The organism is Streptococcus mitis (genome assembly GCF_002096845.1).
Taxonomy (GTDB): domain Bacteria; phylum Bacillota; class Bacilli; order Lactobacillales; family Streptococcaceae; genus Streptococcus; species Streptococcus mitis_A.
The window spans coordinates 1-13,448 of the sequence record NZ_NCVK01000016.1; the positions used below are offsets into that span (position 1 = coordinate 1).

9 protein-coding genes and 2 pseudogenes are annotated in these 13,448 nt (G+C 40.8%); 7 read left to right on the top strand and 4 right to left on the bottom strand.

Annotation, left to right across the window (positions count from 1 at the left end):
* On the bottom strand, nucleotides 1–3,163 hold a 3,163-nt coding region (locus tag B7695_RS04860; RefSeq protein WP_142358863.1), incomplete at its 3' end, for an accessory Sec-dependent serine-rich glycoprotein adhesin.
* Nucleotides 3,164–4,055: 892 nt separating this feature from the next.
* Complete coding sequence (locus tag B7695_RS04865) at nucleotides 4,056–5,600, bottom strand: peptide chain release factor 3 (RefSeq protein WP_084890076.1); 1,545 nt, start codon at nucleotides 5,598–5,600, stop codon at nucleotides 4,056–4,058.
* A 245-nt stretch (nucleotides 5,601–5,845) separates the two neighbouring features.
* Between B7695_RS04865 and B7695_RS04870 the strand changes: the two genes are divergently transcribed.
* A complete protein-coding gene (locus tag B7695_RS04870) occupies nucleotides 5,846–6,097 on the top strand; it encodes a hypothetical protein (protein ID WP_084890078.1) in 252 nt (83 codons plus the stop codon).
* Nucleotides 6,090–6,335, top strand: a pseudogene (locus B7695_RS11730) (DUF4160 domain-containing protein). Before B7695_RS04870 ends, B7695_RS11730 begins: the two are co-directional and overlap by 8 nt.
* A gap of 251 nt (nucleotides 6,336–6,586) precedes the next feature.
* Here B7695_RS11730 and B7695_RS11420 read toward each other — a convergent pair.
* Complete coding sequence (locus B7695_RS11420) at nucleotides 6,587–6,661, bottom strand: hypothetical protein (RefSeq protein WP_232610068.1); 75 nt, start codon at nucleotides 6,659–6,661, stop codon at nucleotides 6,587–6,589.
* A gap of 401 nt (nucleotides 6,662–7,062) precedes the next feature.
* Between B7695_RS11420 and gatC the strand changes: the two genes are divergently transcribed.
* The 5 genes and pseudogenes from gatC to B7695_RS04895 all read left to right on the top strand — a co-directional run.
* On the top strand, nucleotides 7,063–7,365 hold the full coding sequence (gene gatC / locus B7695_RS04875) for an Asp-tRNA(Asn)/Glu-tRNA(Gln) amidotransferase subunit GatC (RefSeq protein WP_000705424.1): 303 nt from the start codon (nucleotides 7,063–7,065) through the stop codon (nucleotides 7,363–7,365).
* The gene (gene gatA, locus B7695_RS04880; RefSeq protein WP_084890081.1) at nucleotides 7,365–8,831 is read left to right on the top strand and encodes an Asp-tRNA(Asn)/Glu-tRNA(Gln) amidotransferase subunit GatA; all 1,467 of its coding nucleotides are present in this window, start codon (nucleotides 7,365–7,367) and stop codon (nucleotides 8,829–8,831) included. Before gatC ends, gatA begins: the two co-directional genes overlap by 1 nt.
* Nucleotides 8,831–10,273, top strand: a complete 1,443-nt coding sequence (gene gatB, locus B7695_RS04885) for an Asp-tRNA(Asn)/Glu-tRNA(Gln) amidotransferase subunit GatB (RefSeq protein WP_084890083.1) — start codon at nucleotides 8,831–8,833, stop codon at nucleotides 10,271–10,273. The genes gatA and gatB overlap by 1 nt, the downstream gene beginning before the upstream one ends.
* Before the next feature lie 122 nt (nucleotides 10,274–10,395).
* Entirely contained in the window at nucleotides 10,396–11,439 is a 1,044-nt protein-coding gene (locus B7695_RS04890) for a 2,3-butanediol dehydrogenase (RefSeq protein ID WP_084890086.1), read from the top strand.
* A 68-nt stretch (nucleotides 11,440–11,507) separates the two neighbouring features.
* A pseudogene (locus tag B7695_RS04895) lies at nucleotides 11,508–11,762 on the top strand (Asp-tRNA(Asn)/Glu-tRNA(Gln) amidotransferase subunit GatB); the annotation flags it as partial.
* Between the two features lie 201 nt (nucleotides 11,763–11,963).
* On the opposite strand, the gene B7695_RS04900 reads toward B7695_RS04895, so the two are convergent.
* A partial coding sequence (locus tag B7695_RS04900; RefSeq protein ID WP_142358864.1) for a MucBP domain-containing protein occupies nucleotides 11,964–13,448 on the bottom strand: 1,485 nt, incomplete at its 5' end.

Genomic DNA, 13,448 nt, shown 5'->3' on the forward strand with positions numbered 1-13,448 from the left:
CACCGATTGTCAAGGTTACTGATGCGCCTGGTAGAGCATTCGTTACAGTGATTCCTTTATTTGGAAGACCACCTGTATTTGTTACTTGATCATCTAAGATTTGTGGTGGGTTCGGTCTGACTTTGATAGTTACAGGAACGTTTGTAGCATTTCTTGGTTTATCCGTTGAACCTTGTGGTAAAGTAACTTTGACTTCTTTCTTATAGATACCCGGAGATGAAGCATCTGGTGCAGATACCCAAGTATAATCTGTGCCAGTTGGAATTGCTACACTAGAGTCAGAATTTTTAACTGCATTGCTCGGATTGGAAATAATATCATTGAGCGGAGTTGTATTACCAACTGTGGTAACATACTCTTGCTTGGCTACTGGATCAACTACTGTATAATTAAAGGTCACTGTACTTGTGAGAGCAGGATTTGAAGTTGTTACATCACCAAGTCGTCCTTTGGGATAAGTTGCTTTTACAGTATAGGTCGTGCTGTGGGTTGTAGCTGAATCAGCAGTTGTATTCCATACGCTACTAAAGGCTGGAGAACCATCTTGTTTACGTACAGGTGTTGTGCGATTATCATTCAGTTGATACTCATAAGCAAATGTAGTCCCCGAAGGAAGAGAGTCGTTGTTAATATAGAGATTTGAAAATCCACCTATATTATTAGCATAGCTGCCTCCAACAGTTCTATCACTACCTGGGACTGCTTTAAAGGCATAAAACTTACCAGTTTCACCATTATTGGTTTTGGTCTCAATCTTTGGATAAACAGTATAATTATAAGTTAAATCTGTTGTGGTTCTATCTGGGTGTGTTACCGTTAAGGTCGCAGCTCGACTACCTACTTCCATTGTAGGAGCTTGTTTCCATGAAAATGTTGTCCCACTAGGGAGGTCAGATGCTCCACCAACTGGACGGACAAGACTTCTTGGATTTATATTAGACAGCGACTCATTACTTACTGCATAGAATGTGTCAGTCGCTTTCTCTACACCATACTTAACATTGTTTGTGACTGTATCCGTGGTTCTATCACGATAAGTAATGGTAACATCTCCATTATTAGCTACACTGATGAAACCTTCTTCGGATCCTTTTTTGTAATCTGTACTTGAGATAACACTAGCATTGGCTGCTTTAAAGTTAGCTAAGACTTGATCTTTTTCCGTTTGACTTAGATTTGCCTTGTCATTAACTGTAACAGTCGCACCACTCACAGGATTTTGTCGTTCATTAAATCCTTTGACATGGAAATTGGTAGTGGCCGTAGCAGTCTGACCATCAATATCTGTAACTGTATATTCAAGAGGATAGGTACCTGGTTTATACGGCTCCCAAGCAGTACCTGTACGACCAACTGTTCCTGTTATATCAATGTTATATGATTTTTGGAATCCTGTTCGATTTCCTCTGTAGTCATAAGTCCACAAATCCCCTGGTCCTCTTCTACTAGTAGCAGGATAGTTTGGGGAAGTTACACCTGTAATGATAGCATTTGATTGAGAAGGACTGACCCTATCCATCCCTCTATCATCACGTAATTGTATCTGAAAATTCGTAATGGCATCATCATTATAAAAAGTAACATCAGATGGCATCGTAATCGTTGGCGGATTAGAGGCTGCACGGCTCTGACCTGCTGCACGATTAGGAACTACTATACTTCTATTCATACGTGGGGCATGCGATACTCTAGTAGCTACTTCATTATGCATAGAAGAAGTATAGTTCCCAGAAGTATCCGCACTTGTAAATGGTTGGCTACTTGTAGCAACTCTTGCATCCAATGTTGCAGTTGCTGACTTATCATTTACAGTAGCATAAACTTCAAGCGTTGCTTCTAGGTTTCTTTGTTTATCATGGCGTATATCATAAACATACTCATTTCCTGAGCCACCACGTTTCTCCATCGGCTGTCCATTAAAGGTCACACGATTAATCGTCGTATTGGAATCTACATCCGCAATCAGCCCTACATGATGCAAGGCATTGTTAGCGTGCATATTGATACGCCAAACAACTTCATTACTATTTCTATCATATCTACCAGACTCAATTGAAGCTGTCGTTCCATGACTAGAGAATGATGCTCTAGGAGAAGATCCTCTCTCTATTGCTCGTCCATTACGGCCATCACGTTGACCTGAAGTGGCACGCAAAACTGCATTGACAATAGAGTTACGAGCTGAAGTCGCCGTTTTGACAACACTACCAAGATCAGCAGTTGGATTCTGTAAAGCTGACTCAATCTCAGTAATAGCAGTTTCTACCTTAAGGATGGCTGCACTTGTATCTGGAAGATCTGCCGCCTTAGCTAAATATTCACCCATTTCAGCTGAAATTTTAGCTATTTTTTTACGATCTTCTTCATTTTTCTTTGTAGATACTTCTACCGATGACAAGGCACCAGCAGTCACTCCTGCCAAGCTTGTTAATTCGGAAGTTTTCTCTATCAAACCTGTTGCTGACTTAGCAGAGTCCAAGACAGGTGCAGACAAGTTAGAGTTTGGCAAACCTTGACTAACTACTTGATTTTCAGCTGAAGCAGATTCGGATTGTCCAGCAGTTTCAATACTAGCAGCGCTAGTCGCAACCGAACTGTCCTCTGAACGAAGCATCGACTGACTAGAACTTACAGAGGTACTTGCTGAGACGCTAGCCGAAGTTGATGCGCTTTCTGAGGCACTTGTTGACATACTAGCAGAAGAACTAACGCTAGCTGATAGACTAGTGGATACTGATTCTGAAGTAGATACACTCTCGCTTACTGAATTAGACAAACTTGCCGAATTCTCCGCATCCACTTTTGCAGTTGTACCGAGGACAACTGTATCATGTGTTGCAAGAGCATCTGAACTATCTAACGTTTTTTCAAGAGCTACCGCTTCGTTTGCAAAAACTTTTGTCTGAGTAGCAACAGCCCCACCTAATACAGCACCTGTTGCTGCAATACCTCTTATAATATCAAGACCTGTAAGCGTTTGATTAGTTTGGTTTTCTACTACTTCAGTCATAACTTGAGTAGTATCTACACCACCACGCAAAACCTTGAACAAGCCAAAAAGAGAGGTTGAAGCTCTCAACCAATGCTTACCGGATTTTACCAGTTTGTATCGAGTCACACGATCAGTTTCGCAATATTGACCCTTTTGACGTCTGAAAAACATTTATTTTTTTCCTCCAAAAAAAGTGCTACAGTAGTTAGCATAATGCAATCGTTTCCTATTATACACAATTCGTTATATTAAGTCAATTTATTTTTTAGTGTTTTTTGCTAAAAAAAAAAAGTATTTTCTGATTTGTTTTGTATGAATTCCCCATTGATAAACAAAGTTAATATACTAGATAACTGAATCCCTTATTGACTGGTCTATAAAAAAGAGAAATCCATTATTTCGCCGATGAATATGGCATATTTATCCAAAATTAAAAAGAGCATAAATCTTCTCCATATATAAACATATATTATATATCATTCAAATAACTCTTCGCTACTTTCATCATAATTAAGAGATAGTAAATTTCAAAGTATATAGTTTAACTACGATATTTCTTGAGCAAGCTGGCAAGAAAAAAAGTGCACTTTGATTTTAATTGACTATTAGTAAGGCAAATGGCTAGACTTACTGACTCTTATAAAAAAGCCCACAATGCCATAAGATTCGTAGGATTTTCTTGATAGGATATTTAGATAAAACGCTTTAGTAGTTACTGATTTAAGACAAAGACACCGAACTTGGCAAGTTAACTTCGAATTTACCACAAGGAAAAAGCCCACGAATACAGCATTCCTGGACTTCTCTTATTAGAATATTTAGGTCAACCAACCTAAAGATAAACCGATTTTTTACTCTACGACACGGAGGTTGGTAAATCGATTCCATTTGACAAACGTAGTTAGTAAGGCAGTTAGTTAGGCCGCTTACTTCCCATTACGACGGCAAAGTCCACGAATCGATGCCATTTCGTGGACTTTGCCTAGTGGAGCGTCTAGCCAAGTTTCATAGAAACTTGGCGTTAGTTACTTAGATTGTTACACAATCAAGTAGGCTTACTGAATCACATCTTCTCCTCTAACTCTACGTCTGGGTACTTGTCCGCAAACCAGCGAAGGGCAAAGTCATTTTCAAAGAGGAAGACTGGTTGGTCGAAACGGTCTTTGGCCAAGATATTTCGACTTGATGACATCCGTTCATCCAAGTCCCCAGGCTTGATCCAACGAACGGTCTTTTTACCCATTGGGCTCATGACTACTTCCGCATTGTATTCGCCTTCCATACGGTGTTTAAAGACTTCAAACTGGAGTTGACCAACAGCTCCCAGCATATACTCGCCTGTTTGGTAATTCTTATAAAGCTGAATGGCACCTTCTTGCACCAATTGCTCAATCCCCTTGTGGAAGGATTTTTGCTTCATGACATTCTTGGCAGAAACTTTCATGAAAATTTCAGGTGTAAAGGTTGGCAGTGGTTCAAACTCAAACTTGTTTTTTCCAACCGTCAAAGTGTCCCCAACCTGATAGGTACCTGTATCGTAAACCCCGATGATATCTCCTGCCACGGCATTGGTCACATTCTCACGACTTTCAGCCATAAACTGGGTAACATTTGAGAGCTTGGCGCCCTTACCAGTGCGAGGTAGATTGACATTCATACCACGCTCAAATTCACCTGATACGATACGGACAAAAGCAATACGGTCACGGTGACGAGGGTCCATATTGGCTTGGATTTTAAAGACAAATCCTGAGAAATCCTTGTTGTAAGGATCTACAATTTCGCCATCTGTTTTCTTGTGTCCATGTGGCTCTGGAGCAAACTTGAGAAAGGTCTCAAGGAAGGTCTGCACACCAAAGTTTGTCAAAGCCGAACCGAAGAAGACAGGTGTCAATTCTCCAGCCAGAATAGCTTCCTCTGAAAACTCATTTCCAGCTTCATTTAAAAGTTCAATATCATCTTTGACTTGCTCGTAGAAAGGATTGCTACCAAAAAGCTTGTCCCCCTCTTCCAAACTAGCAAAACGCTCATCCCCTTTGTAGAGCTCCAAGCGTTGGTTATAGAGGTCATACAAGCCTTCAAAAGCTTTCCCCATCCCAATCGGCCAGTTCATAGGGTAGCTAGCAATGCCCAAGACTTCTTCCAATTCTTGCAAGAGATCCAAAGGCTCACGACCGTCACGGTCCAGTTTGTTCATAAAGGTAAAGACTGGAATGCCACGGTGTTTCACAACCTCAAACAATTTCTTGGTCTGGGCCTCAATACCCTTGGCAGAGTCCACAACCATGACCGCAGCATCCACCGCCATCAAGGTCCGATAGGTATCTTCTGAGAAGTCCTCGTGCCCTGGCGTGTCTAGGATATTCACGCGCTTGCCATCGTAGTCAAACTGCATAACAGATGAAGTAACGGAAATCCCACGTTGTTTCTCGATATCCATCCAGTCAGATTTGGCAAAAGTCCCTGTTTTCTTTCCTTTAACCGTACCAGCCTCACGAATCTCGCCCCCAAAGTAGAGCAGTTGCTCAGTGATGGTTGTTTTCCCCGCGTCCGGGTGAGAGATGATTGCAAAGGTACGACGTTTCTTAATTTCTTCTTGAATATTCATAAGTTCTCTTTCTTTGATTCTCTATTTTTCTTGTTTCAATAGCTAAGAATGATTTTTACATTGGATTTTACCATTCCTTTCAACACTCCATTATATCGGATTTTAGCATTTTTTTCAATTTCTATTTTATGTTAGACTATACTTAGACTATACTTGAATAAAAGCTTTCCCTTGTAGTCAAATAGATAGAAAATCGTGACAATTCTAGCAAAAATGATATAATAAAAGAAAAAGGAGAAGCAATCATGTTCAAGGAATTTGGTGTAACTAATTTAGAAGTGACAAAAGATGATATTTATAAGAATCCAAGCAACCCTATTTTACGCATGTATGATGACGATGAATTAATTGGAATCTTCAGTATTCTAACTGGAGAAGTATTGGAAAATTTGGACTTGGCAGACTATGACATTCGTTTTGCTCAAAAGCAAATTGAGTTGAATCGCGATAACTACCTTGAAACATGGAAGGACTACGTGGGATTATTACATGCCTAAATATTCTTTCCTAAAGTATGGTATTGAAATTCGTCCTAACGAACATAACCATAAAGGTCAAAAAGCACATATTCACATTTATATCCACGGAGAAGAGGTTGGCTAAATGTTTCTGAACGGTGAACTGAGAGATGGTAAATTAAAGGCAAAAGACCTAAAGATAATCAGGCAATATGTTTTAGAAAACGCAAATGAACTTCAGGCTTTATGGAATGAATACCCAAAAAGTGCATATTAAAATAAAAGAATTTTAGTTTGCTAATGCACAATAGACAAAAACTAGGGAGCAATTTTAATGCCTGCTACTCAGTTTCTACTCAACTTATCCAAATACTAGGGAGCCTAATTCCCCTTGCAATTTTTCAAATAAATGTTACAATAAATATAGAAAAAGGTGTTGCGACAACAACACCCCACAGAGCCGTTTAAGACGGTGGCTGTAATTACATAACTAAAAAATAGCTCGTTAACTCGCCAAAGTTAGGACGGCTATTTTTTTGTCTCTTTTACCAATTCAAGGATGAACTTTAGGAGCGTGATAACAAAGTTACCAGCTACAAACATGAGTGTCAAAGCCTCAAAAGGGAGGCAAATCTGGTTACTACTTTCTACTAAATACTCTTCGAAAATCAAATTCAAACCGCGTCAGCTTCGCCTTGCCGTACTCAAATACAGTCTGCGGCTAGCTTCCTAGTTTGCTCTTTGATTTTCATTGAGTATAAGATTTTACAGGTTATGCACATAAGCATCACCATCCTTTCGATTTCGTAACCACCGTCTTCACTTCTCTGTTAAACTATTGTACCATATACTTTCCCCTTTGAAATCCGCTTTTCAAATAAATCATCATCAAAACCCGTTCTCAATCCTATACCTGTCTTTTTTTACCTTTCCCTCCCTTATTTATAGGAAAATATGGTAAAATAGAACAGACTAAAAATCATCATTTCACGAAAGGATGCAAGATGAAAATTACGCAAGAAGAGGTAACACACGTTGCTAATCTTTCAAAATTAAGATTCTCAGAAGAAGAAACCGCTGCCTTTGCGACTACCTTGTCTAAAATTGTTGACATGGTTGAATTGCTGGGCGAAGTTGACACAACTGGTGTCGCACCTACCACGACCATGGCTGACCGCAAGACTGTACTCCGCCCTGATGTGGCCGAAGAAGGAACAAACCGTGATCGCTTGTTTAAAAACGTACCTGAAAAAGACAACTACTATATCAAGGTACCAGCTATCCTAGACGATGGAGGAGATGCCTAATGACTTTCAACAATAAAACCATTGAAGAGTTGCACAATCTCCTTATTTCTAAGGAAATTTCAGCAACTGAATTGACACAAGCTACGCTTGAAGATATCAAGTCTCGCGAGACAGCTATCAACGCTTTTGTTACCATCGCTGAGGAGCAAGCCCTTGCTCAAGCTAAAGCCATTGATGAAGCTGGAATTGACGCTGATAATGTCCTTTCAGGAATTCCACTTGCTGTCAAAGATAATATCTCTACAGACGGCATCCTCACAACTGCTGCCTCAAAAATGCTCTACAACTACGAGCCTATCTTTGATGCGACAGCCGTTTCCAATGCAAAATCTAAAGGTATGATTGTCATTGGAAAGACCAACATGGACGAATTTGCCATGGGTGGTTCAGGTGAAACTTCACACTATGGTGCCACTAAAAACGCTTGGAACCACAGCAAGGTTCCTGGTGGTTCATCAAGTGGTTCAGCCGCAGCTGTAGCCGCAGGGCAAGTTCGCTTGTCACTTGGTTCTGATACTGGTGGTTCCATCCGCCAACCTGCTGCCTTCAACGGGATCGTTGGTCTCAAACCAACCTACGGAACAGTTTCTCGTTTCGGTCTCATTGCCTTTGGTAGCTCTCTAGACCAGATTGGACCTTTTGCTCCTACTGTTAAGGAAAATGCCCTCTTGCTCAACGCTATTGCCAGCGAAGATGCTAAAGACTCTACTTCTGCTCCTGTCCGCATTGCCGACTTTACTTCAAAAATCGGTCAAGACATCAAGGGCATGAAAATCGCTTTGCCTAAAGAATACCTTGGTGAAGGAATTGACCCAGAGGTTAAGGAAACAATCCTGAACGCCGCCAAACACTTTGAAAAACTTGGTGCTATCGTTGAAGAAGTCAGCCTTCCTCACTCTAAATACGGTGTGGCAGTTTACTACATCATCGCTTCATCAGAAGCTTCGTCAAACTTGCAACGTTTTGATGGTATCCGTTATGGCTACCGTGCAGAAGATGCAACCAACCTTGATGAAATCTATGTAAACAGCCGTAGCCAAGGTTTCGGTGAAGAAGTGAAACGTCGTATCATGTTAGGTACTTTCAGCCTTTCATCAGGTTACTACGATGCCTACTACAAAAAAGCTGGACAGGTCCGTACCCTCATCATTCAAGATTTCGAAAAAGTCTTTGCGGATTACGATTTGATTTTGGGTCCAACTGCTCCAAGTGTTGCTTATGACTTGGACTCACTCAACCATGACCCAGTTGCCATGTACTTGGCTGACCTCTTGACCATCCCAGTCAACTTAGCTGGTCTCCCAGGAATTTCGATTCCAGCTGGATTCTCTCAAGGCCTACCTATCGGTCTGCAATTGATTGGTCCTAAGTATTCTGAGGAAACCATTTACCAAGCTGCTGCTGCTTTTGAAGCAACAACAGACTACCACAAACAACAACCCGTGATTTTTGGAGGTGACAACTAATGAACTTTGAAACAGTCATCGGACTTGAAGTCCACGTAGAGCTCAACACCAATTCAAAAATCTTCTCACCTACTTCTGCCCACTTTGGAAATGACCAAAATGCCAACACTAACGTGATTGACTGGTCCTTCCCAGGAGTTCTGCCAGTTCTCAATAAAGGTGTTGTTGATGCCGGTATCAAGGCTGCTCTTGCCCTCAACATGGACATCCACAAGCACATGCACTTCGACCGCAAGAACTACTTCTATCCTGATAATCCAAAGGCCTACCAAATTTCCCAGTTTGATGAACCAATTGGTTACAATGGATGGATTGAAGTTGAGCTAGAAGACGGTACCACCAAGAAAATCGGTATCGAACGCGCCCACTTAGAGGAAGACGCTGGTAAAAACACCCACGGTACAGATGGCTACTCTTATGTTGACCTCAACCGCCAAGGGGTGCCATTGATCGAAATTGTATCTGAAGCCGATATGCGTTCACCAGAAGAAGCCTACGCTTACCTAACTGCCCTCAAGGAGGTCATCCAATACGCTGGCATTTCTGACGTTAAGATGGAGGAAGGTTCCATGCGTGTGGATGCCAACATCTCTCTTCGTCCTTATGGTCAAGAAAAATTCGGTACCAAGACTGAGTTGAAGAATCTCAACTCCTTCTCAAACGTTCGCAAGGGACTTGAATACGAAGTCCAACGTCAAGCTGAAATCCTTCGATCAGGGGGTCAAATCCGCCAAGAAACACGCCGTTACGATGAAGCTAACAAAGCAACCATCCTCATGCGTGTCAAGGAAGGGGCTGCAGACTACCGCTACTTCCCAGAACCAGACCTACCCCTCTTTGAAATCTCAGACGAGTGGATTAAGGAAATGCGTACTGAATTGCCAGAGTTTCCAAAGGAACGCCGTGCACGCTACGTCTCTGATCTTGGCTTGTCAGACTACGATGCTAGCCAGTTGACTGCAAACAAAGTTACTTCTGACTTCTTTGAGAAAGCTGTTGCCCTCGGTGGCGATGCCAAACAAGTCTCTAACTGGCTCCAAGGTGAAGTCGCTCAATTCTTGAATGCTGAAGGCAAGACACTTGAACAAATCGAACTAACACCAGAAAACTTGGTTGAAATGATTGCCATCATCGAAGACGGCACTATCTCGTCTAAGATTGCCAAGAAAGTCTTTGTCCACCTGGCTAAAAATGGCGGTGGTGCGCGTGAATACGTGGAAAAAGCAGGTATGGTCCAAATCTCAGATCCAGCTGTCTTGATTCCAATTATCCACCAAGTCTTTGCCGATAACGAAGCTGCTGTTGCCGACTTCAAGTCAGGCAAACGCAACGCAGACAAGGCCTTCACAGGATTCCTTATGAAAGCAACCAAAGGCCAAGCCAACCCGCAAGTCGCCCTTAAACTCCTTGCCCAAGAATTAGCGAAGTTGAAAGAAGAGTAATATGTAAAAACCAGCTCTGAGGTTGGTTTTTTCTTGACAAATAAACAGAAAGCGTTTACAATATAACGTGTAAAGTTTCCAAAAAAGAAAACTAAAAATCGCAACAATAAGGAGTTATTTATATGGCTACAATGAAGGCAGCTCGCTGGCATGCAGCGAAAGATGTTCGTATTCAAGAGGTAGAAGTTCCTGAAGTACTTCCGCACCAAGTAAAAGTTGCAGTTAAGTTCACAGGAATTTGTGGTACTGACCTCCACGAATTTTTAGATGGACCTATCTTTATCCCAACAGATGAGCACGTCTATTCTGGTCAAAAAGCACCGGTAACACTGGGACATGAATTTTCTGGTGAAATCATAGAAGTCGGAAGCGAGGTTACCCGTGTTAAAGTTGGTGATCGTGTTGCTGTAGAACCAATTCTAGCTAAGAATAATCTAGTTGGTGATTATAATTTGGATCCAAATCTTAACTTTGTTGGTTTAGCTGCAGACGGTGGATTTGCCAAATATTGTGTTTTAGATGGTGACTTAGTACATGTTATTCCAGATAGCTTGAGCTATGAGCAAGCTGCCCTCACTGAGCCCGCTGCTGTTGCAGTCTATGCTGTTCGTCAATCGTCTTTGAAAGCTGGCGATACAGCTGTTGTCTTTGGTTTAGGTCCAATTGGTCTACTAATTGTAGAAGCTCTTCGTGCAGCTGGTGCTTCTAAGATTTACGCCGTTGAATTATCACCAGAACGCCAAGCCAAAGCTGAAGAGTTAGGAGCTATCGTTGTCCGTCCGGAAGAAGGTGAAACAGCTGTTGAAGCTGTCCACCGTTTGACAAATGGTGGTGCAGACGTTTCTTATGAAGTAACTGGTGTACCAGTAGTTTTGGGACAGGCTCTAGCTGCTGTACATAAGGCAGGTGAGTGTATGGTTGTCTCTATCTGGGAACGAGAAGCAAATATCAATCCGAATGAATTTGCAATCCAGGAAAAGACACTAAAAGGAATCATAGCTTATCGTCACATCTTCCCTAAAGTATTAGAATTGATGGAACAGGGCTACTTCTCTGCTGAAAAATTGGTTACTAAGAAAATTAAATTGGAAAATATCGTGGAAGAAGGCTTTATCGAATTAACTCAAGACAAGTCACAAATCAAGATTTTGGTAGAACCAGAATAACAAATCAATCTTTTTAAGACAATACTAACAGGTCGGAGTAAGCTTACTTCTGCCTGTTGAAATGTAAGAAGAAATGTGGTGGCGCGCGTGAATATGTTGAAAAAGCTGGCATGGTTCAAATCTCAGATCCAGCTGTCTTGATTCCAATCATCCACCAAGTCTTTTCCTGACTTGAAGCCACAGTTGCCGACTTCAAGTCAGGAAAACGCAACGCAGATAAAGCCTTTACAGGATTCCTTATGAAAGCAACCAAAGGCCAAGCCAACCCACAAGTCGCCCTTAAACTCCTTTCACAAGAATTAACGAAGTTGAAAGAAGATTAAAAAAATAATCTCCAGATTAGGAACTATCAGTGAGTTCTCTAGTCTGGAGATTTTTCAATATACCTCGTTATTGGGGTTTACCTTACTTACATATCCTACTTCAAAAAGCCCTTCCCCTAAGAATAGAGGAAAGGCTTTTTTCTTGATCATCATAAACTTCAGAATGATAGATAAGCTACTTATTACGCTTTAGACCATTTCTTACTCCTTATCATCTTTACGACGTCTTGAAACTAAACCTAAGCCAGTCATTGCGGCTAAAGCTCCAAGAAGGAGAGATGAAGTTGATGACTGAGTACCTGTATTCGGAAGTTCCCGTTTACCATCTACAAATGTGGATTCGTTTGAATTCGCTATTTGAGTTGATTTATCTGATGTCACTGTTACATCTGAATGATCTGGGGTATTTGATTGTCCAGGAACATCTGGATGAGAAGGGGTTTCATCATGAATTGGAGTAATCACTTTCTTAAAGATATGAGTTGTTACATTTCCAACTAAAATAGTCTTGACATATTCATAGCCAGTAAATGTTCCCTTATCTTTTGTACCATCTTCTTGAGGTTTTAGAACATTACCTTCAGTATCTTTCCAAACTGTTGATTTACTTTCTTCATTACTTGGAGTTGAAGGTGTTGGTGAATATGGTGTTGAAGAAGACTTCTTAGTATATACATGGATTGTATTTCCATCTTTATCTTTCTTCGTTTCTTTGTAAATGTACTCTGGAATGTCTTTCTTATCCTTCGTTCCTTTGTCTGAAGGGTTGATTTCTTTGCCTTCTTCATTCACATAACTTGTTACGACTTGACGGTATACATGCGTTGTATTGCCTTTTTCATCTTTCTTAGTTTCTTTGTAAATGTACTCTGGAATGTCTTTCTTATCTTTCGTTCCTTTGTCTGAAGGGTTGATTTCTTTGCCTTCTTCATTCACATAACTTGTTACGACTTGACGGTATACATGCGTTGTATTGCCTTTTTCGTCTTTCTTAGTTTCTTTGAAGATGTACTCTGGAATGTCTTTCTTATCCTTCGTTCCTTTGTCTGAAGGGTTGATTTCTTTTCCTTCTTCATTCACATAACTTGTTACGACTTGACGGTATACATGTGTTGTATTTCCTTTTTCGTCTTTCTTAGTTTCTTTGTAAATGTACTCTGGAATGTCTTTCTTATCCTTCGTTCCTTTGTCTGAAGGGTTGATTTCTTTGCCTTCTTCATTCACATAACTTGTTACGACTTGACGGTATACATGTGTTGTATTTCCTTTTTCGTCTTTCTTAGTTTCTTTGTAAATGTACTCTGGAATGTCTTTCTTATCCTTCGTTCCTTTGTCTGAAGGGTTGATTTCTTTGCCTTCTTCATTCACATAACTTGTTACGACTTGACGGTATACATGTGTTGTATTTCCTTTTTCGTCTTTCTTAGTTTCTTTGTAAATGTACTCTGGAATGTCTTTCTTATCCTTCGTTCCTTTGTCTGAAGGGTTGATTTCTTTGCCTTCTTCATTCACATAACTTGTTACGACTTGACGGTATACATGCGTTGTATTTCCTTTTTCGTCTTTCTTAGTTTCTTTGTAAATGTACTCTGGAATGTCTTTCTTATCCTTCGTTCCTTTGTCTGAAGGGTTGATTTCTTTGCCTTCTTCATTCACATAACTTGTTACGACTTGACGGTATACATG